Source organism: Acinetobacter tandoii DSM 14970 = CIP 107469 (assembly GCF_000400735.1).
Taxonomy (GTDB): Bacteria; Pseudomonadota; Gammaproteobacteria; order Pseudomonadales; family Moraxellaceae; genus Acinetobacter; species Acinetobacter tandoii.
This window is the reverse complement of the sequence record NZ_KE007365.1, coordinates 171,813-191,049: the sequence shown is the minus strand read 5'-3', so window position 1 is coordinate 191,049 and position 19,237 is coordinate 171,813. Positions and strand designations below refer to the sequence as shown.

Genomic DNA, 19,237 nt, shown 5'->3' with positions numbered 1-19,237 from the left:
ACATGAAAATTGATTTAAATTTACTCAATGAAGTCACAGCGTTTATTTGGGCAGAAGCCGATATGCTGGATCACTCTGAGCATGATGCTTGGTTAAATCTTTGGAATGAAAAAGGAGTGTATATCATTCCAATTGATCCGACACTTACCGATTATGAAAACAATTTGAACTATGCCTATGACGATCATCACATGCGTAAATTGCGTGTTCTGCGTTTAGAAAATGGCGAAGCAATTTCAACTTCACCCAAGGCAAATACGGTTCGGAGCATTTCACGTGTTCGGATTTTAAAACATGAGGAAGGTGAAATCATTTTACGTTGTGCGCAAAACTTGCGTGAATTCCGTAAAGAGAACCTCAAACACTACACCGCAGATGTGACTTACCATTTAAACCGTGATACCGACGCAGGTTTAAAAATTAACCGTAAAATCATTAATTTAATTAATTCTACCGATACCTTGTCAGGTATTAGCTACATTCTATAGGAGCATCGGCATGCAACAGGTTGTATTAGTGACAGGTGCTGCTTCAGGTTTGGGCAATGTCATTGCAGAATATTTTGCTAGCCAAGGTCATCAGGTAATTTTATCTGCCAGTACTTTGGAAAAGGCGGAAAAAGCCAAAGTAGAAAGTCAGTTTCCCGAGCAAATGTTTCCAGTGAAACTGGATATTTCAGTTGAAAACGACTTTCATGCCGTGGTGCAGTGGATTGAACAAAAATTTGCAAAGCTTGATGTGTTGATCAATAACGCGACGGTCACTAAGGCAACCCCAGTTTTGGAGATTACGGCTGCTGATTTTGACTGGGTTACCCAAGTTAATCAGCGCGGTACATTCCAGTCCTGCCAAATTGTTGGTCAGTACATGGCGCAAAAAGGCTATGGGCGCATTATTAATATGGCGTCTTTGGCAGGGCAAAATGGTGGTACGGCAACAGGCGCACATTATGCAGCGAGCAAAGGTGCCATTGTGACTTTAACCAAAATTTTTGCTAAAGAATTTGCAGCTAAAGGTGTGACAGTAAATACCGTTGCTCCTGGTCCAATGGAATCAGCCATTGTGCATAGCGTAGTGTCAGACGAAAAAATGGAACAATTTATCCAGAATATTCCTGTTAAAGCATTAGGCAATATGTCGTTTATTGCAGAAACCTGTGCGTTATTGGCAAGTCCAAATGCTGGGTTTGTCACAGGTGCAACTTGGGATATTAATGGTGGTTTATTCATGCGCTAAGCCTTGTGCCAAGCAAGTGAAAAGGAGAAAACAAAAATGACTACACTTTATGATGTTGTCGTAAAAAACCGCCATGTAGAAGGTGGCAATATTGCAGTCATGGAATTTGAATCTGCTAATGCCGAAGTATTACCTCAAATTGAAGCAGGTGCCCATATTGATGTGCACTTACCCAATGGTATGGTTCGTCAATACTCACTTTGCCAAAATCCAAATCAGGCTGGCAAGTTCAGATTAGGCATTTTAAGAGATGCAGAATCACGTGGTGGTTCGATTTCAGCTTTTGATGATTTAAAAGATGGAATGCACATTCAGGTGAGTGCACCCAAAAATTTATTTCCATTGTACCCAGCGAAACATACGGTGTTGATCGGTGGAGGTATTGGCATTACCCCGCTCATCACCATGGCCTATCAATTAGCGCATGAGGGTGCATCTTTCGAGCTGCATTATTGTGGTGCGAGCGAAGACCGTTGTGCCTTTGTCAATGAAATTAAAAATGGCGAACTAGCACCATTCACCACCTTTCACTTTAAATCTGAAGGAGCGAGCCATCGCCAGTTTTTTGAAGCCTCGATTCAGGATATTGATGTAACAAGTCATATTTATACCTGTGGTCCTGTGGGTTTTATGGACTGGGTGATCAATCTCGCTACGACCCACAATTTCCCGCAAGCACAGATTCATAAAGAATATTTCCAAGTTGAAACTGATACTTCGGGCGATGCATTTGAAGTGATCGCTGAACGGAGTGGAAAAATTATTTTGGTAGATGCAGGAGAAACCATTTTACAGGCTCTAGCCAAACAAGGCATCAACATTGAAATGTCTTGTGAGCAAGGGGTTTGTGGCACCTGTATGTGCGATGTAATTGAAGGTGAACCCGACCATCGCGATGTGTATTTTACCGATGAAGAAAAAGCCAGTAATGAACAAATTTTGGTCTGCTGCTCTCGTTCCAAATCATCCCGTTTAGTTTTAGATATTTAAGCCTTTTCCTTGTGATATGGAAATTAAGGAGAAAAAGATGAATGTAATACAAAAAGTACAACCGTTAAGCATAGATCCTTTGCAATTCCGACGCGCATTAGGCAATTTTGCAACGGGTGTGACCATTGTCACAGCGCAAAATGAACAGGGTGAAAAAGTCGGAGTAACTGCCAATAGTTTTAATTCAGTGTCACTCGATCCACCGCTGATTTTATGGAGCATTGATAAAAAATCATCTAGTTTTTCTGTGTTTGAGCAAGCAACACATTTTGCTGTCAATATTTTGTCAGGTTCGCAAATTGAACTGTCCAACAAGTTTTCACGCCGCAATATTGATAAGTTTGAAGGAACCAATTATCAGGAAGGTGAAGGTGCGAGTTTATTATTAGAAAACTGTTCTGCCATATTTGAATGTGAACGTCACCAAGTGATTGAAGGGGGCGATCACTGGATTATGATTGGTAAAGTTGTGAAATTTCATGATCAAGGTCGCAGTCCTTTGGTCTATCACCAAGGTGCATATTCATGCGTGATGCCACATCCAAGTTTAAAGCTAAAACACAGTGAACCAACACTTTCTGAAATTCCACAACAAGGGCATTTATATAACAACGTGTGTTATTTAATGAGCCGTGCCTTTAAAGCCTATCAAACGGATTATATTCCGAAACAATTGGCATCGGGTTTTCGTACCAGTGAATCTCGATTGCTGTTAGTGCTTGCCAGCGGAACTGCTTCAAGTAAGGAAGATTTACCACGGGATATTGCTATGCCGATGCAAGAAGTAGAACGCGCAGCAGAAATTTTAAAACGTGAAGGGCTACTTTCAGATCACGAGAACTTGTATCAATTGACAGAAAAGGGCAAACAAACAGCACAATATCTGTTTGAAATCGCCGATAGCCATCAAAATGGAGTGTTTGAAAAATATCCACAACAGGAAAAAGAAGCATTCATTAGCATGTTGCGTGACTTTGCTGGTGTGGCTTAAGCAAAAATGTACTGATAAATCTTCGGATTTATCAGTTTTATTTGATCTCTGTATTGATGTTTAAGCCCGAATATATGTTTATCAGATACGTATTTTGATGTGACAAAAAAGAGCCAAGGATAATCTTGGCTCTTTTGGGGTTATTTACTAGAAATTACCATGAAGAATGCATAATTTAGGTTTTAAAATTAGGTTCGTGCAGTATTACTCTGTAAAAACTTTTCGCTATACAGTCGATAGTCTTGTAAGGATTGTTCATCAAGCCAACTTTTAACGGCTTCAATCATTGGTGGCGGACCACATAAATACATATCGAATGCTTGTTCAGCCAGTTGTGCTTTATTCAAATGTTCATGAATATAACCCGCTTTGCCTTGCCACTCATCTGATGCCTTGGTCACAATCGGGTGATAACTAAAGTTCGAAAATCGCTCAGTATAGTTGTGTAAACGCTGCTGCTCACATAAATCTGACTCTGAATTCACTCCATAATAAAGTTGAATCGGTGGGGTATTGGGTTGTTCAACCAAATTGTCGAGCATACCTAAAAATGCGGATAATCCTGTACCACCTGCAATAAAGACCAGTGGGCGTTCTACTTCACGTAAATAGAAGCTGCCTAAAGGTGCTTCAATCAGTAGCGTCTGACCTATTTGACAGCGCTCGCGTAAGTAATTGCTCATTACGCCATCGGGTAATAGGCGAATTAAAAATTGTAATTGGTTTGTGGCGTTTGGTCGGTTAGCAAAGGAATAAGAGCGCCAGTCATCCGTGTCTGGAATCTGCAAACGCGCATATTGCCCAGCTAAGAATTGTAGTTGAGAGCTAAAGCTACTAGCGTCCAAATGTAAAATGGCGGTAGTCTCTGAAACCAATTCAACGGCAGTGACTGTTGTTGCGATTTTTAAAGTTTCACCCGCATTACAGATGCTTGAATTATGATCAAAATAAAACGCGGCATCAGACTTTACTCGAGTTTGGCAAGCCAACATTTTTCGTTCTGCCAAATCACGTTCACTTAAAGCATCTTCATCGACATAATCTTGCGCATAGATACCCGTTTCACATTTTCCTTGGCAGGTTCCACACACGCCTTCACGGCAATCGAGTGGTAAATTAATCCCCTGTCGAACCGCTGCATCAAGCAGCAATTCGTCTTGGTTCACAGAGATGAAAAAGGTTTTACCATCGGCAAAATTTAAAGCAACAGAATGTCCCATTTCTATGCTCCTTAAACGTGGTAGAAGTCTAAAACAGAATCAATTTTGTCATTCAGCAAAATGCTGTGCTGACGACGAATCTTGAAGCTTTGCTCTGTTTGACGGAGTAGATAAGTCGCATGACCATAGAAGGAGCCTTCCAAACCTTGGCGGTTATATAGGGTATGCCAAGCCACTTTGGCTTCAACCAAACCATCTTCACGGGTTTGTACCTGCACATTGTTAATGCTGTGAAAGGTACGAGGTAAAGGATTCGCCGATGCAGCTTTACCTGTACGAATGCGAAATACACGGTCTTCTAAACCTGAGCGATCCACATAGTAAATATAGGATAAGCCCTGATTCGGATCTTGCACATAATTGTGGTCATCAATCCACTGTGGAATGTGATATTCACTGTCCTCATCATAAAGATCAAGATAGGCATCCCAGTCATATTTATCGCAAAGCTCTGATTTTTTATACAAAAATTGAGAAACTGCAAATTGTAGTTGTTGTGACATGGTTACACCTCATCCGCTACGTTTTGATTTTGAAAAGTGATGTCGAACATTTTTAATGACTTTTTCTTGAAGCCATCGAGCATTAGGCGTTGCCAATGACCGTGTTGATTGACATAGAGACCCTCATGGGTAAATTCACGCCCTGTGATAACAGGTTCAATGCCCAAATCAATTGAGTTTTTGCTTGGGCCATATTCCCAAGCTTGATAACCACGTGAAATGTCACTCCAACGTTCTAGTCGGGCTTGAAACCCTTTTTGCTGTTCACGGAATTCGACCAAGTCATCAGGGGTGCCTAAACCTGAAACATTAAAGAAATCTTCAAATTGACGGATACGGTTACGACGCGCTTCAACGGATTCACCTTTTACACCGATACATTGGCTGATGACTTCGGTTTTGTTCCAAGCCACAGGACGGACAATTCGGAGTTGCGAGCTAATTTGATCCATAAAGAATAAGCTAGGGTACAGGTTTAAATTTCTTAAACGATGCATTGCCCATTCAGCATATTTTTGACCATATTTCTCGACCATATAGGGCATAACGGTTTCATATCCAGGACGTACCGTTGGATTTGGCATATCACTGAATAAAACACTATGTCCATTTTTAAAACTGAACCAGCCATCGTCAGTTTCAGCATCACCTGCACCTAATTTACTGTAATCAAGCGTATCCAGTTCGGCCCCTTTGGCAGCATTTACTTGCTGGCGATGTTGCACAGTAGAAACATAGTTATAATGCACGGTACTGACATGATAGCCATCTAAGCCATTTTCATTTTGCAGTTTCCAGTTGCCTGCAAAGGTATAGGCTGATTTGCCTTGTAGGACTTCAAGTTCTCCTGTTGGGGATTGATTCACCATTAAATCAAGGAAAATTTTGGCATCACCCAAAAAGTCTTCCAAGGTATCTGTGGCTTGCGTGTCTAGGCTAACAAACACAAAACCTCGATAGCTCGCAATGCGTCCTTGTTTAAGTCCACGGCTTGATTTATCAAAATCTTCACAGTATTCACTTGGCGCTTTGACTTTGACTAGACGACCATCCGATTTATAGCACCATGCATGGAACGGGCAGGTAAAAGTCGATTGATTACCTTTCACAACACGGGTAAGTGTTGCACCACGGTGTTCGCAGGCATTGACCATGGCATGTAACTCGCCGTTGCCATCACGACTGACAATAATGGGCTGACGTCCAATTTGAACGGTCAAAAAGTCATGTTTGTTGGGAATTTCACTTTCATGGCAGGCATAAATCCAGACTTTTTCAAAAATGAATTCCATTTCCAGATCGAACAGTTCTGGTTGGGTAAACATATCCCTTGCGACGCGAAACACACCATCTTGAGGGCGGAAATCGATGCATCCATCCACCAAGTCATTCCATTGTTGTAAATTTGATGAGGTCATGTGCTCAATCCTTTAGTCAATCAGCTTTAGCTTGATTGAAACGTGATTAAGCAGTTGTCTCTATCCACTTTTTCCAGATGTTTATCCAGTCTGTGCTGCTTTTATTTTAAAGCGCTTAGATGCGGGGGGTGATGAGGGGATAGGTATTGAAAGAGCCAACTTTAACGAGCTGGCATTATTTGGGTGAGTTGCTGCATCATAATATTTACATATTTATGCACATCATCTTTAAAAATCATATATTGAAGTGCTAAACCGTAACTTAATGAGATAATTTCAAGAAGCTTGTATTCATGCTGAGCGGACTCTGCCGCAGAAAAATTTGGAATGAGTTGTTGTAAAACTTCTGAAACTTGCGCCTGATGAGTTTGCCAAACTTGCTGATATTCATTGGAAAATATTTCGTCACGTGCCGCATATAATTGCAATTCAATTGAAATTTTCAGCCATTCATCATTCTGGAAAAAATCGATGAACCACTGTTCGAGTGCGGCCATTAAATCAGACTGCATTAAATGTGTCTGCGTAATAATTTTCTGTAATTGCAGATTTTCTTGTTCAAATTGAATTTTCATTAAGGTCAGTAAAAAATCTTCTTTGTGCTCAAAATTTGAATAAAAAGCACCTTGCGTATAGCCCGCCTTTTTTGAAAGATTCCGGATAGATACCGCACTATAGCCTTGCTCAGATATAAGATGAAAGCCTGCTTCAATTAACTGATTTCTAGTTTGAATTTGTTTTTCATCACGAGAAATTTTTGTGGGTTTCATAGATTAATTTAAATTTCAAATATCACTTGATATCTTAAACTTTAAGCGTTATTTTGGCTAGGTCTATTTCGGATATCATGTGATATCTGAAAAGATAAATCTGTTCTAACCTAGAGAAGAATATGAGTAAGCAGTTGAAAAGAAAAATAGTGGTCATCAATGCTCATCCATCATCGACCAGTTTTAATCAAGCTTTAATGCAAGCCTATATTGAAGCTGTACCATCTGACTTGCAGGTTGAAGTGATTGAAATTGGTAAATTACATTTTGATCCAAATCTGAAATATGGTTATGAACAAAGAATGGAGCTTGAACCTGATTTACAAGCAGCATGGTCTAAAATAATGAGTGCGGATCATTTGGTTTGGATTTTCCCAGTGTGGTGGGGTGGTTTACCTGCTGTAGCGAAAGGGTTTATTGATCGTTTATTTCTTCCTAGTCAGGCCTTTAGTTATTTTGAAAACAGCAACCGTATTCGTGGGCATTTAAAACGCAAAACGGCCAGAATCATTACCACCTTAGACCAAGCAGGTTGGACGTATAAATGGTATTTTGGCGAACCGAGCACACGACAACTTAAAAATACGACATTAAAATTTTGTGGTGTAGGATCAGTAAAGACACATTATTTGGGTTCTATACGGGGTTCTAGTTTAGCGCAACGTCAAATCTGGCTGGGATTAATGAAAGAACTGGCGCAACGTGATTATGCCAACTTGATGAAAAAATCCGATCAAGGATTAGTGCAACGGCTTCGACTTTATTTCAGTCATTGAAAGCATTGAGATGGTAAGGCAAAAGTATCCTATCCACACTCAATGTAAAACAGGTTCTATTTTCTACAAAAGACTAAAGCTCGCTTGAAATGAGGTTTATATTCCAAATTTCTTGCGGTAGCGCCACAAACTGGTTCGGCTAATGCCTAGGGCCTGTGCTGTCAATCCCAAGTCATATTGATATTTTTTGAGAGTTTGCTGCAAGGTATAGGCATCCAGTTTTGTGGCGTTGATTCGTATAGGTTGCTCATATGTTTCAGTTGTAGATTCAGAATCTTGTGCTCCATGAATGATCTCATCAGGTAAATCAGAAATCGTAATTGCGGAACGACCATTCGCCATTGCCAGTGCATATAACAACGTATTCTTGAGTTCGCGCACATTGCCCGGCCATTCATATGCCATTAAAGTTTGCAGGGCATCCTCTGAAAGAAGAGGGGCTTGCGCTGAAGTCCGATGTTCATTCAGTAAAAATTCGGCAATCAAAGGGATATCTTCTTTGCGTTCACGCAGTGGCGGTACGAAAATCGGGATGACCCTTAAACGGTAGAGCAAGTCTTGACGGAAGCGTCCTGACTTGACTTCTTCACGTAGTGCACGATGAGTCGCTGCAATAATACGGACATTCGACTTTAACGATTTTTCACCACCTAAAGGCGTGAACTCTCCTGTTTCGAGAACTCGTAATAATTTGGCTTGTAGTTCCAGTGGAATTTCGGCAATTTCATCCAGAAATAAAGTACCACCAGCCACACGTTCAAAGACACCTTTGTGTTCACGGATTGCGCCAGTAAAAGCCCCTTTAACATGCCCAAATAATTCACTTTCTAATAAACTGGCATTTAATGCAGCACAGTTAATGGCAATAAACGGATGCTTTTTTCTTTGGCTGTATTGATGAATAGCTTGTGCCACAAGTTCTTTGCCACTGCCTGATTCCCCCCGAACCAGTACAGGAAATTCGGTAATCGCAACCCGCTCAATAATGGAGAACATATGCTGCATCGAACTTGACTGGCTATGAAAAGTCTCATGCAGAGATAAAGATGTTACAGGCTTTGGGTTTAACGTATTTAAAGAGACAGGCTGTAATACAAAAATTTCGCCTACAAACCGTTGATCAAGTACATCGAGTTTTTTTCTAGTCAATAAATATTGTGCAGAGCTTTCAGGCAGATGAATCAGCCTAGTTTGTAGTTGTGTATTTTGAATTAAATTTTTAAATGTCGTGATAGTTTTTTTATTAAATTCGGATGTGCCATATTCGTAAATAAAGTTTTGACTCTGCTGTTCTTGAATCAAGATCAAACTTTCATCAATAAGACTTTGTAATTGTTCTAAAAATAATTCTAGCTGAGTTTGTAAGGTAAAACTAAGTGTTAGCATAATGTTTCACTATGTGTTTCAGTTGTTTCTTATTGAAGCATAAAATGAAACAATGGTGAAATGGTAGATACGATTAAATTTATAATTTAAACTTTAATATATTGTTTTTAATGAATATAATTAAAAAAGCTAAAAGTTGGCACTGAGTTTGCAATTTAAGAATAAAGAAACGTATTTATTCAGGTGTTACAACATGATCTTTCATCAATTTTTTGAAGTAGAAAGTTCAACTTATACTTATCTATTGGCTTCAGAGCAGACACGTGAAGCAGTATTGATTGACCCAGTTGCTTCTGAAATAGACATTTATACCCAGTATTTAGAAATGCATAACTTAACACTGGTCTATAGTTTGGATACGCATGTCCATGCGGATCATGTTACCGCTGCCAATTTATTACGTGACAAGTTTGGCTGTAAGACTGTATTGCATCGCAATTCAGGTGTGAACTGTGGCGATATATTTATCACCGATCAAAGTGTGATTCGGATAGGTGAAATAAATATTGAAGCACGTTATACCCCAGGGCACACCAATGCATGTACCAGTTATGTTGCTGAGGGTATGGTGTTTACAGGGGATGCTTTACTGATTGATGGTTGCGGACGTACCGACTTTCAGGAAGGCAATGCCGAAATCTTGTATGACAGCATTCATACTCAAATCTTTACTTTGCCAGACGAGACTATTGTTTACCCAGGTCATGATTATAAAGGTCGTTTAGTTTCGACAGTCGGGCATGAGCGTCTGCACAATTCACGTTTGGGCGCAGGCAAAAGTAAAGCTGAATTTGTAGAAATTATGAACAATTTAAATCTTCCTTATCCAAAAAAAATTGATATCGCATTACCTGCCAATAAAGCTTGTGGTCAGTAAAGGAGAGAGAAGATGCAATTAAAACAAGTCAATACTGAATTTTGGGTTGCCGATCAAATTACTACGCAAGACATTGAATTGATCGCAGCACGTGGCATTAAAACCATCTTTTGTAACCGTCCAGATGGTGAAGGTCCCGATCAACCGAACGTGGCTGAAATTGAACAGGCTTTACAACCTTATGGGATTCAAATTCAGTATTTGCCTGTGGTGAGCGGTAAAGTGACTGATGAGCAAGCCGAGGAATTCAAACACCTGTATCTACAGGCGCAAAAGCCATTATTGGCATATTGCCGATCTGGAACACGGTCTATTACCCTTTGGGCGTTGTCTCAAGTAACTGATCAGACCTTAGAGCAAATGTTATTGACAGCAAGAACTTTAGGATACGACTTGCAAGGTGTAATCCCCCGTATTTTAAAGCAATCGGCACATGCACAAGAACATATTCCAAAGTTGAGTGTGGTCATTGTAGGGGGCGGGGCTGCGGGTATTTCTGTGGCGTCAAGCTTACTTTCACGTCAGCCGAATTTAGACATCGCCATTATAGATCCCGCAGAAGTTCATTACTACCAACCAGGTTGGACCATGGTGGGAGGTGGTATTTTTAAACCTGAAAAAACTGTGCGAACTATGGCAAGCTTAATTCCAAAACAAGTGCAATGGATTAAGGCGGCAGTGGCAGCTTTTGATCCAGACAATAAGCAAGTGCTGTTGGAAGGGTGCAAGCCGCTGAATTATGAGGTCTTGGTTGTTTGCCCAGGGTTAAAACTAAATTGGCATGGTATTGAGGGCTTGGTCGAAACTTTGGGCAAAAATGGTGTGACTTCTAACTATCGTTATGATTTAGCACCTTACACTTGGCAGTTAGTCCGAGAAATGAAACGCGGTAAGGCAGTTTTTACCCAACCGCCGATGCCAATTAAGTGTGCAGGTGCACCGCAGAAAGCCATGTATTTATCTGCGGATCATTGGCAAAAGCAGAGCGTACTTAAAGATATCCAGATTGATTTTTATAACACAGGTGCAGCGTTATTTGGCGTGCCCGCTTATGTGCCTGCCTTGATGGAATATGTCAAACGTTATAACGCTCATTTGCATTTTAACCATCAACTCATCAAGGTGGATGGTCGACAAAAGCGAGCTTGGTTTAAGCAACTGAATGGTGAAAGCGGCCCGATTATTGAAACCGATTTTGACATGATTCATGTGGTGCCACCACAGCAAGCTCCAGACTTTATTCGGGCAAGTAATTTAGTCGATCAGGCAGGTTGGGTCAGTGTCGATCAACATACCTTACAGCATACCCAATATCCGCATATTTTTGCTTTGGGTGATGTCATGAATGCACCAAATGCCAAAACAGCCGCCGCAGCACGTAAGCAGGCGCCGATTGTTGCCGTGAATGTGCTGGAATATTTACAAGGTGGTGCCAACTTTGCCCAATACGATGGTTATGGTTCATGCCCACTTACTGTAGAGCGTGGAAAAATTGTACTGGCCGAGTTTGGTTATGGTGGCAAGTTGCTCCCAAGCTTTCCAAAATGGCTGCTTAATGGTGAACAACCGACACGACTGGCATGGCTGTTAAAAGAGCAGATTCTTCCACCGATGTATTGGGATGGCATGCTCAAAGGGCATGAATGGCTGGTTAAACCTAAACGCTAATTATTTTTTAACTCCTTAAAAAACAAGTCCCTATCTGTCATTTCATAGATGGGTTAGGGACTCTTTTATTTAAAAAAGAGTCCACCTTGAGGTAAAGAGGTCTAGAACCATGTGGTTGTTAGTTTTAGAAGGCTTGGCAATAGGATGTTTGCTTGGCATGACGGGTGCTGGCGGAGGAATACTCGCAGTTCCTGCACTGATGGCGAGTCAGGGATGGAGTGTAGCTCAGGCAGCCCCAGTTGGCTTATTGGCTGTTACCTTATCCGCTTTTGTGGGAACAATTCAGGGTTTCTTCAAAAAAATCGTACGTTATCGTGCTGCGATTTGGATTGCACTGATTAGTATTCCTTCAGCACGTTATGGTGTACAGCTTTCTAATATCATTTCTCCAGTCTGGTTGAGTATTGCTTTTAGCTTAGTGATGTTGGTGGTGGCTTATCGAGTCTTTTTTAATAAAGTCAATGATATGGAAAATCCACCTTGTAAAGTGAATAAATCGACTGGACGACTCATCTGGAATTTCAAAACAGCTTCTGTATTGGGTTTTATTGGTGTGGTTGCAGGGTTGTTGACTGGACTACTAGGTGTTGGTGGTGGCTTCGTGATTGTGCCTGCGTTGCGCAAGGCTACTGATCTAGACATGAATAGTATTGTCGCCACTTCACTGATGATTATCTTCTTGATCGGTGGTGTAAGTATTTCAATCCATGTATTGGATGGTTTTCAGTATCCCATCAGTATTTCAGTAACCTTTGTGATTGCTTGTATTGTGGGTATGTTATTGGGACGTAAAGCAACAAACCTTGTGCCATCAAGCGTTATTCAAAAGATTTTTGCCATAACTGTGATTGTGGTCGCTATTTCAATGTTGGTTAAAGTGCTGGCTTGATGTATCCCAAGATTGATATAAGACGATAAATCTACAACTGAAGATAAAAAGTAAAGCTAAGAATGGGCGTCATCCTTAGCTTTACTTTTATAGCAATATTACGACATCTACCAATTGCTCATCATGATGAAGAGTATATTCTATGTGTGAATGCGTTGAAGCTAATCGAATTATACTCAAAGACTCAATATGGTTTTAATGTGTAAACGCTTGTTTATTGTGATCACGCCATTCGGAAGGGCTGGTGCCAAACCAATGTTTAAAATTACGACTGAAAATGGAGAGTTCTGCATAACCGAGTTGTAAGGCTAGATCTGTGAGACTGACATTACCCGCGTTAATCATACGAAGCGCTTCTTTCTTACGGACGTTTTCGAGCAAGCCTCGATAAGTCGTGCCTTGCATTTTTAAGAGCCGTTGTAACTTTTTCGGATGCATGCCCATACATAAAGCAATATTTTCAATACTACAGTCACCTGTTGCCATTAACATGCGAACTGAGCTTTCAATTAGAGAAGTGTAGTTATCACCTTTGGTACTACTTTGCGTTTCCAGTCGCTGTACGATCAGTTGATCTACCAGATCTTCATTAAACGCATAAGGTTTATGCGTTAAAAAACTGGCTGGAAAATACAGTGCATCTTCTTCTGTTTTGAACTCAACTCGGCAAGCGAAATGGTCAGTAAATACTTTAGGGTGTTTGGGAGCATGTTGCTTAAGATGAATTTTTTCGGCATGCCATGCGGGTCCAATCAAATCTTTTAAAATGTTAGTCACGAGGCAGATTGCCAGTTGTGACTTTTGTGGGACTTCGACATTGTATTCACTTAAGCGAACAAAAGAGAGTTTACAAAGTTGTTCACTCACTTCGCTGACATGAAAAACCACGCCTTCAGCATGCAGATAGACATATTTCTGTGCAACACGTAATGCATCTAAAATGGTCGCTTGTCGGGACATATACACGCCAATTAAACCAATCGTGCTAATATTTTGTAGTGCGCCAAGTTTTAAACCAAAACATTCTTCTTGGCAGTGCAAAGCAGCATTTTCTAATAAACTTAAATAATGATCATAATGAATGAAAGCATCTGGATCGCGTAGTAAAGATGGCAAAATACCGACTTGTTTTAATATTTCTATAGGATTTACACCGTAACTACGAACAAGTTCTTCGAACCCGCCAAGGCTGGCTGCACGGATATAACTTGCCATAACAATGATCCTGAATGTCCTAAAAGATCAAGTTAGTGTCCTAAAAAGTCAAGCTCAATTCAAGTGTTTTGTTAGAGTAGAGTAAGAGATTTTCTCCATTTAGGCATAAGAACGCGTCTACCACCGTTAGCCGTTAAAAGGAAAGACTATGGAACTTACAGTTCAGTCGCATTTAGAGCAAACAGTTATCGAACAGACATTACAAGACTGTTTCCAATTACAGCGCACGAGCTTTCATCAGCAAGGCATTGAAAGCAATTCACAACGCAAACAGCATTTATTGAATTTAAAGGCCATGATCAATAATCATCGGGAAGCGATTATTGAAGCTTTAAATCGTGATTATGGCAATCGTTCACGTCATGAAACTTTACTGGCAGAAATTATTACGGCTACTGACGATATTAATAGCAGTATTAAACATTTGAACCAATGGACGAAGGTACAAAAGCGTAGAGTCGATCACAGCATGTACTTTGGTGCCAAGAATCGCCTAATTCCTCAACCACTGGGTGTGATTGGCGTTATTGTGCCGTGGAATTTTCCAATTAATTTGATGTTCTCGCAATTGTCCGCCGTGTTTGCTGCGGGGAATACCGCTATGGTGAAAATGTCGGAAAATTCACGTCATTTGGCAGAGTTGCTTATTGAGATTAGCCCTAAATATTTTGCCAAAGAAAAATTACAAATTTTTGATGAAACAGGCGAAGTTGGTGTCGCATTTTCAAAACTGCCATTTGATCACTTGATGTTTACGGGTTCTGGTACTACAGGACGTAAAGTAATGGCGGCTGCGGCTGAAAACTTAACTCCTGTGACTTTGGAACTCGGTGGTAAATCACCTGCTGTCATCGATCCAGAATATCCTACCGACAAAGCGGTTGAGCGGATTATGTTCGTGAAGCAGTTTAATGCGGGACAAATTTGTACCAATGTTGATTATTTATTTGTGCATGAATCGAAACTTCAGGAATTTATTGAAACTGCGAAGGCTTGGGTGCAAGAGCATGTGCCTGATATTCATAGTAAAGATTATACTTCGGTGATTGATCATCGTGCTTACCAGCGTTTAGTTCACAGTCTAGCTGACGCTGAAGCCAAAGGGGCAACGCTGATTAATTTAAACCAACAAGAAGCTGATGCTGCAACACGAAAAATTCCGCTGACGTTGGTGCTCGACAGCACTGATGAGATGGAAATTGATATGCGGGAAACCTTTGGTCCAATTCTGATGGTGAAAACTTATCAAAGCCCTGAACAAGTGGTGGACTATATTGTACAGCGTGATCGACCATTGGCATTTTATCCATTTAGTCACAATAAACGCTTAGTAGAGTTCTATATCAGCCGTGTTATGTCAGGTGGTGTGTCTGTAAATGATGCATTGTTCCATGTTGGACAACATGACTTGCCTTTTGGCGGTGTAGGTGCAAGTGGGATGGGGCATTATCATGGTTATGAAGGCTTTCTCACATTCTCAAAAATGCGTCCAGTATTTTATCAGGCAGGTTTTTCGAGTTTGAAATTTCTGGCTCCGCCGTATGGCAAGTTTGCCACTTGGGTGCTGAATTTCTTAATTCGTATGAAGTCTTAGTTTTACTGTTTAAACACTTAAATAGGGTAGTTGAGCTTCAGCATAATTTTTGAAGTTCTGAGCTGACTCATGTTAAAAAAATAAAAAAAGCTATTAAAGGAGTTAATAGAATGAGTGATCAACATTTTGATTTTGATCAGGTTGTTATCGGATCTGGTTTTGGTGGTTCGGTCAGTGCGCTACGCTTAAGTGAAAAAGGCTATAACGTGCTGATTTTGGAGAAAGGCTTACGCCGTGAAGACCAAGATTTTCCAACCACTAATTTAGATACCAAAAATTATTTATGGATGCCTGAATTAGGATTCAAAGGCACCATGCAATTTACCTTTACCAGTAAGACAACCATCTTACATGGCGTAGGGGTCGGTGGCGGCTCACAAATTTATGCCAATGTACATTTGATTCCACCCAATGCGGTTTTTGAGTCAGAGGCATGGACTAAAATTCGCAAAGATTGGAAAGAACGCTCAAACCATATTTGACCTATGACGCAATGGGTAGTTATAGATCAAATTATCCAATATATTGTTTTATTGAAGAATTTTTTAGTATTTTTGCAAGACTAAAATTATCTGTAAGCTATAATCAAATTCATTGGAGCGAATTAAAAAATGGAGATGGTAATTTTATACTTTATATATTTTAATAAAATATAATTATTTTAAGTGTTTGGTGTGTATTTATTTTAGTTTTCCGAATTAGGCTTTGTAAAATATCTCATCAGCACTCGGTGAGTATAATGAATAGCGTAAAAGGTAATAATTTTCAGTTAGATTTTGGGTCATGATTTACAATATATTGTTTTGTATCTTAAATCTTATGTAATGAAGCTGAAATAATATAAACATATGAATATAATAATAAATAAATTATTAAGAGCTATGATTGTCATAAAAGTGTCATAAATATTTAAGTAAATTTTAAGCTAAAAAACTTATTTTTTAATGAATCAATTTATGGCGAGATGACTATGACGACATTCATCTTTGGGAAAAATTTTTCAACTACATTTGGTGGTCTGAATTATTATAAAAATCATAAAATTTATCTCTGTACACGACAAAAATAGATAACTCATTGAAATAATGACATAATAATTGTTTTCTAACGACGAATACAAATTAACTGAGAAATTTGACGATAATCGAAATACTGATCTGCAAAGAAGCGTTGTATACGTCGATAAAATGATTGTGGTAAGCACTTGATGGGTAAGGCTTTAGATACAGAAGAAAGATTACATGTCTGTTTTACAATTAATGCAAGCATAATCAGTGTAAAACATTTTGCATGTGACTTGTTCCACTTTAGATATTTGTTTAAGATGAGATGTAACTCATTGAAATGTGTCATCATATTCGTCGTCAGAAAACAAGTATTATGCCATTATTTCAATGAGTTATCTTTTTTTGTCGTGTACAAAGAAAATTTATGAAAATTCTGTATTAAAACTAGAATATTTGAATGGATTACACAATCAAAAAAATTATCGCGTCGTATCACATCAAAAAAAGATGATGCTTCACATTCATGCTGTGCAAGAAGGTCAACCTGAGCGCAAACAGGTGGAAGCTTTTATCAGTACCAAGTATCAGGAAATGCATAAAGCAACATTATCACATTTTTCTTCTACCTTATTTGTTGGGGAGTTTCAGCATCAAACTCAAGTGGCGATTGGCATTGAACCGCTCAAGTCCCATCAGGCATTTCTAGAACAGTATCTCGTACAGCCGATTGAACAAACGTTAACGAAAATGATTCAACGTGATGTGGCTCGAGAAAAGATTATTGAAATAGGCAATCTTGCTTCTCAGAACATGGAATACGCCAAAATGATCGTGGCATTTTTGGTGTTCTATCTCACGGTAGCGGAAGTCGAGTGGGCGGTATGTACGGGTACGATAGCCGTACGTTATGTACTACAGCAAATGGGGTTGCATTTTCATGTATTAGAAAAGGCAAATCCTGAAGTGTTGGGTGAAGCCAAAAAACAGTGGGGAAATTACTATCAGCAAAAACCATTGGTGTTGGCAATTAATGTTGCTGATGCTTTGGCTGTAACCCAACAACATTATGATTTCAAAGGGAATCATGCTGCAATCAGTGGGGGAAGTCTATGAATCAACTTTTCGATGTTATTGCAGCGTACGCTAAACAAACGCCTAAACGTGAAGCGATTGTGACCGAAGTACGTACAGTAAGTTATGCAGAACTTCATCATGCTATGGAACGCCTCAGTAAGGAACTGGGGCTGTTACAGACGCAGAAACTTGCGATCTGGGGCATGAATAGTATTGATTGGGTGTTGATTGATTTAGCTGCTAAAAAAGCAGGGATTACCGTGATTCCGATCCCTCTATTTTTTAGTGCTCAGCAGATTTTACATTTGTTAACAGACAGTGCAGTCGATACGATTTTTATGGCAGATGTAAATCTTACCCTGTCAGCGTATCACCTTGATTGTGTGGCGCAAAATCATACATGGTTGCATACCTTGAGTGAGCAAGGCCGTATTCAACAATTACTTAATGCTGAACAGGCTTCTGGCACTTTTATTCGTTTAAATGTGACTGCACCAACAACGATGGATTCTGTCGTTCCTGCAAAGATTACTTACACCTCAGGCAGCACAGGTACACCTAAAGGGGTATGTCTGGCGGAAGACACGATTCAGTCGATTACAGAATCGCTCAGTGCAGCATTACAGTCGAGCCAATTGGGACGACATTTATGTTTGATTCCATTTGCTACTTTATTGGAAAACATTGCAGGCATTTATGTTGCCTTGAATATGGGACGTTCAATTGTAGTCGGTAATGTCAGTCATTTTGGACTGGTATCGAACCATGAGTTTAAGGTGGAAAACTTTGCAGCAACGGTACAGCAATACCAGATTCAGAGCGTGATTTTGTTGCCGCAAATGCTCAAGGCAATGGTGGAATATATTCAGCAATTTGGTGCTCAGGCTTTTGCGAGTTTGAAATTTATTGCAGTTGGTGGTGGTAAGGTTTCGACTGATTTGTTGTTGCAGTCGCAACAGTTGAATTTGCCTGTTTATGAGGGTTATGGACTATCAGAATGCGCTTCAGTGGTTAGCCTCAATTTGCCGAATGCCAGAAAAATTGGCAGTGTCGGCAAACCATTACCCCATGTAGATGTGCAAATTGCGGACAATGGTGAGGTGGTAGTACGCGGCAATGCCATGCAGGGTTATCTCAATGAGGTTGCAGTTGATCCTCTGATTCACACAGGTGATGCAGGCTTCTTTGATAAAGACGGTTATCTGTTTATTACGGGTCGTATTAAGCAAATTATTGTCAGTAGTTTTGGGCGCAATATTTCACCTGAATGGGTGGAATCGAATGGTTCGAGTGAACCCGAAATTAATCAGATTGCTATCTTTGGGGAAGCACAGCCTTATCTTTCTGCCGTGATTTATGCCAAAGACAATGTATCGGATGGCATGTTAGCGCAAGCGATACAGAAAGCGAATGACCGCATGCCTGACTATGCCCAAATTAAGCAATGGTATCGATCATCAGAACCATTTTCACTGAATAATCAGATGTTAACCGACAACGGGAAATTGAGACGCAACGAAATTAAAAAGCAATTTGGGCAGTATTTATCGCTTCAATGAGCTGTCGTTCAGCTAAGCAAACGATAGCCGCAATAAGACCTGAAGATTTAATTTCCACGCATAA

The 19,237-nt window shown here is 40.0% G+C and carries 18 protein-coding genes and 1 pseudogene; 12 read left to right on the top strand and 7 right to left on the bottom strand.

Annotation, left to right across the window (positions count from 1 at the left end; genetic code table 11):
• Positions 1–2: 2 nt before the first annotated feature.
• Genes I593_RS04830 through I593_RS04815 form a run of 4 tightly spaced genes read left to right on the top strand, consistent with a single transcriptional unit; the run spans position 3 to position 3,217 of the window.
• Positions 3–488 (top strand): aromatic-ring-hydroxylating dioxygenase subunit beta, encoded by a 486-nt coding sequence (locus I593_RS04830; protein WP_016166449.1) that lies wholly within the window; start codon positions 3–5, stop codon positions 486–488.
• 10 nt (positions 489–498) lie between these two features.
• Positions 499–1,236 carry an SDR family NAD(P)-dependent oxidoreductase gene (locus I593_RS04825; RefSeq protein WP_016166448.1) on the top strand — a complete coding sequence of 246 codons (738 nt, stop codon included), beginning with the start codon at positions 499–501 and terminating at the stop codon, positions 1,234–1,236.
• A gap of 36 nt (positions 1,237–1,272) precedes the next feature.
• On the top strand, positions 1,273–2,226 hold the full coding sequence (locus I593_RS04820) for a PDR/VanB family oxidoreductase (protein WP_016166447.1): 954 nt from the start codon (positions 1,273–1,275) through the stop codon (positions 2,224–2,226).
• A gap of 37 nt (positions 2,227–2,263) precedes the next feature.
• Positions 2,264–3,217, top strand: coding sequence for a p-hydroxyphenylacetate 3-hydroxylase reductase component (locus I593_RS04815; RefSeq protein WP_016166446.1), 954 nt, complete (start codon positions 2,264–2,266; stop codon positions 3,215–3,217).
• Between the two features lie 188 nt (positions 3,218–3,405).
• Here I593_RS04815 and antC read toward each other — a convergent pair whose 3' ends face one another.
• From antC to I593_RS04795, 4 genes are all read right to left on the bottom strand, one after another.
• On the bottom strand, positions 3,406–4,443 hold the full coding sequence (gene antC / locus I593_RS04810) for an anthranilate 1,2-dioxygenase electron transfer component AntC (protein WP_171069581.1): 1,038 nt from the start codon (positions 4,441–4,443) through the stop codon (positions 3,406–3,408).
• A gap of 5 nt (positions 4,444–4,448) precedes the next feature.
• On the bottom strand, positions 4,449–4,940 hold the full coding sequence (gene antB / locus I593_RS04805; RefSeq protein WP_016166444.1) for an anthranilate 1,2-dioxygenase small subunit: 492 nt from the start codon (positions 4,938–4,940) through the stop codon (positions 4,449–4,451).
• A gap of 2 nt (positions 4,941–4,942) precedes the next feature.
• Positions 4,943–6,358, bottom strand: a complete 1,416-nt coding sequence (gene antA, locus I593_RS04800) for an anthranilate 1,2-dioxygenase large subunit (RefSeq protein WP_016166443.1) — start codon at positions 6,356–6,358, stop codon at positions 4,943–4,945.
• Between the two features lie 161 nt (positions 6,359–6,519).
• Positions 6,520–7,128 carry a TetR/AcrR family transcriptional regulator gene (locus I593_RS04795; protein ID WP_016166442.1) on the bottom strand — a complete coding sequence of 203 codons (609 nt, stop codon included), beginning with the start codon at positions 7,126–7,128 and terminating at the stop codon, positions 6,520–6,522.
• 122 nt (positions 7,129–7,250) lie between these two features.
• Here I593_RS04795 and I593_RS04790 point away from each other — a divergent pair, with 122 nt between their 5' ends.
• A complete protein-coding gene (locus I593_RS04790; RefSeq protein ID WP_016166441.1) occupies positions 7,251–7,904 on the top strand; it encodes an NAD(P)H-dependent oxidoreductase in 654 nt (217 codons plus the stop codon).
• A 96-nt stretch (positions 7,905–8,000) separates the two neighbouring features.
• On the opposite strand, the gene I593_RS04785 is transcribed toward I593_RS04790, so the two are convergent.
• On the bottom strand, positions 8,001–9,290 hold the full coding sequence (locus I593_RS04785) for a sigma-54 interaction domain-containing protein (protein ID WP_016166440.1): 1,290 nt from the start codon (positions 9,288–9,290) through the stop codon (positions 8,001–8,003).
• Between the two features lie 193 nt (positions 9,291–9,483).
• Between I593_RS04785 and I593_RS04780 the strand changes: the two genes are divergently transcribed.
• From I593_RS04780 to I593_RS04770, 3 genes are all read left to right on the top strand, one after another.
• Positions 9,484–10,167 (top strand): MBL fold metallo-hydrolase, encoded by a 684-nt coding sequence (locus I593_RS04780; protein WP_016166439.1) that lies wholly within the window; start codon positions 9,484–9,486, stop codon positions 10,165–10,167.
• A gap of 12 nt (positions 10,168–10,179) precedes the next feature.
• A complete protein-coding gene (locus I593_RS04775) occupies positions 10,180–11,835 on the top strand; it encodes a bifunctional protein tyrosine phosphatase family protein/NAD(P)/FAD-dependent oxidoreductase (protein WP_016166438.1) in 1,656 nt (551 codons plus the stop codon).
• A gap of 109 nt (positions 11,836–11,944) precedes the next feature.
• Entirely contained in the window at positions 11,945–12,724 is a 780-nt protein-coding gene (locus tag I593_RS04770) for a sulfite exporter TauE/SafE family protein (protein WP_016166437.1), read from the top strand.
• A 195-nt stretch (positions 12,725–12,919) separates the two neighbouring features.
• Here I593_RS04770 and I593_RS04765 read toward each other — a convergent pair whose 3' ends face one another.
• Positions 12,920–13,939, bottom strand: coding sequence for an AraC family transcriptional regulator (locus tag I593_RS04765; RefSeq protein WP_016166436.1), 1,020 nt, complete (start codon positions 13,937–13,939; stop codon positions 12,920–12,922).
• Positions 13,940–14,087: 148 nt separating this feature from the next.
• Here I593_RS04765 and I593_RS04760 point away from each other — a divergent pair, with 148 nt between their 5' ends.
• Both I593_RS04760 and I593_RS04755 read left to right on the top strand, forming a co-directional pair.
• Positions 14,088–15,533, top strand: a complete 1,446-nt coding sequence (locus I593_RS04760; protein ID WP_016166435.1) for a coniferyl aldehyde dehydrogenase — start codon at positions 14,088–14,090, stop codon at positions 15,531–15,533.
• A gap of 110 nt (positions 15,534–15,643) precedes the next feature.
• The gene (locus I593_RS04755; protein WP_016166434.1) at positions 15,644–16,015 is read left to right on the top strand and encodes an NAD(P)-binding protein; all 372 of its coding nucleotides are present in this window, start codon (positions 15,644–15,646) and stop codon (positions 16,013–16,015) included.
• A 637-nt stretch (positions 16,016–16,652) separates the two neighbouring features.
• Here the strand turns inward: I593_RS04755 and I593_RS04750 are convergent.
• Positions 16,653–16,886, bottom strand: a pseudogene (locus tag I593_RS04750) (IS4-like element ISAba33 family transposase); the annotation flags it as partial.
• A 161-nt stretch (positions 16,887–17,047) separates the two neighbouring features.
• On the opposite strand from I593_RS04750, the gene I593_RS19920 reads away from it, so the two are divergent.
• Positions 17,048–17,653, top strand: a complete 606-nt coding sequence (locus tag I593_RS19920; RefSeq protein WP_228130563.1) for a thermostable hemolysin — start codon at positions 17,048–17,050, stop codon at positions 17,651–17,653.
• Positions 17,650–19,173: an AMP-binding protein gene (locus tag I593_RS04740; RefSeq protein ID WP_016166431.1), complete on the top strand. Its 1,524-nt coding sequence runs from the start codon at positions 17,650–17,652 to the stop codon at positions 19,171–19,173. The genes I593_RS19920 and I593_RS04740 overlap by 4 nt, the downstream gene beginning before the upstream one ends.
• Positions 19,174–19,237: the final 64 nt, after the last annotated feature.

What these genes read in the sequence shown, in the direction of transcription:
- I593_RS04765 (WP_016166436.1), bottom strand. Translation starts at nt 13,939, where the DNA reads ATGGCAAGTTATATCCGTGCAGCCAGCCTTGGCGGGTTCGAAGAACTT.
- antB (WP_016166444.1), bottom strand. Translation starts at nt 4,940, where the DNA reads ATGTCACAACAACTACAATTTGCAGTTTCTCAATTTTTGTATAAAAAA.
- I593_RS04830 (WP_016166449.1), top strand. Translation starts at nt 3, where the DNA reads ATGAAAATTGATTTAAATTTACTCAATGAAGTCACAGCGTTTATTTGG.
- antA (WP_016166443.1), bottom strand. Translation starts at nt 6,358, where the DNA reads ATGACCTCATCAAATTTACAACAATGGAATGACTTGGTGGATGGATGC.
- I593_RS04795 (WP_016166442.1), bottom strand. Translation starts at nt 7,128, where the DNA reads ATGAAACCCACAAAAATTTCTCGTGATGAAAAACAAATTCAAACTAGA.
- I593_RS04790 (WP_016166441.1), top strand. Translation starts at nt 7,251, where the DNA reads ATGAGTAAGCAGTTGAAAAGAAAAATAGTGGTCATCAATGCTCATCCA.
- I593_RS04755 (WP_016166434.1), top strand. Translation starts at nt 15,644, where the DNA reads ATGAGTGATCAACATTTTGATTTTGATCAGGTTGTTATCGGATCTGGT.
- I593_RS19920 (WP_228130563.1), top strand. Translation starts at nt 17,048, where the DNA reads ATGATGCTTCACATTCATGCTGTGCAAGAAGGTCAACCTGAGCGCAAA.
- I593_RS04760 (WP_016166435.1), top strand. Translation starts at nt 14,088, where the DNA reads ATGGAACTTACAGTTCAGTCGCATTTAGAGCAAACAGTTATCGAACAG.
- I593_RS04775 (WP_016166438.1), top strand. Translation starts at nt 10,180, where the DNA reads ATGCAATTAAAACAAGTCAATACTGAATTTTGGGTTGCCGATCAAATT.
- I593_RS04815 (WP_016166446.1), top strand. Translation starts at nt 2,264, where the DNA reads ATGAATGTAATACAAAAAGTACAACCGTTAAGCATAGATCCTTTGCAA.
- I593_RS04825 (WP_016166448.1), top strand. Translation starts at nt 499, where the DNA reads ATGCAACAGGTTGTATTAGTGACAGGTGCTGCTTCAGGTTTGGGCAAT.
- I593_RS04780 (WP_016166439.1), top strand. Translation starts at nt 9,484, where the DNA reads ATGATCTTTCATCAATTTTTTGAAGTAGAAAGTTCAACTTATACTTAT.
- I593_RS04785 (WP_016166440.1), bottom strand. Translation starts at nt 9,290, where the DNA reads ATGCTAACACTTAGTTTTACCTTACAAACTCAGCTAGAATTATTTTTA.
- I593_RS04820 (WP_016166447.1), top strand. Translation starts at nt 1,273, where the DNA reads ATGACTACACTTTATGATGTTGTCGTAAAAAACCGCCATGTAGAAGGT.
- I593_RS04740 (WP_016166431.1), top strand. Translation starts at nt 17,650, where the DNA reads ATGAATCAACTTTTCGATGTTATTGCAGCGTACGCTAAACAAACGCCT.
- I593_RS04770 (WP_016166437.1), top strand. Translation starts at nt 11,945, where the DNA reads ATGTGGTTGTTAGTTTTAGAAGGCTTGGCAATAGGATGTTTGCTTGGC.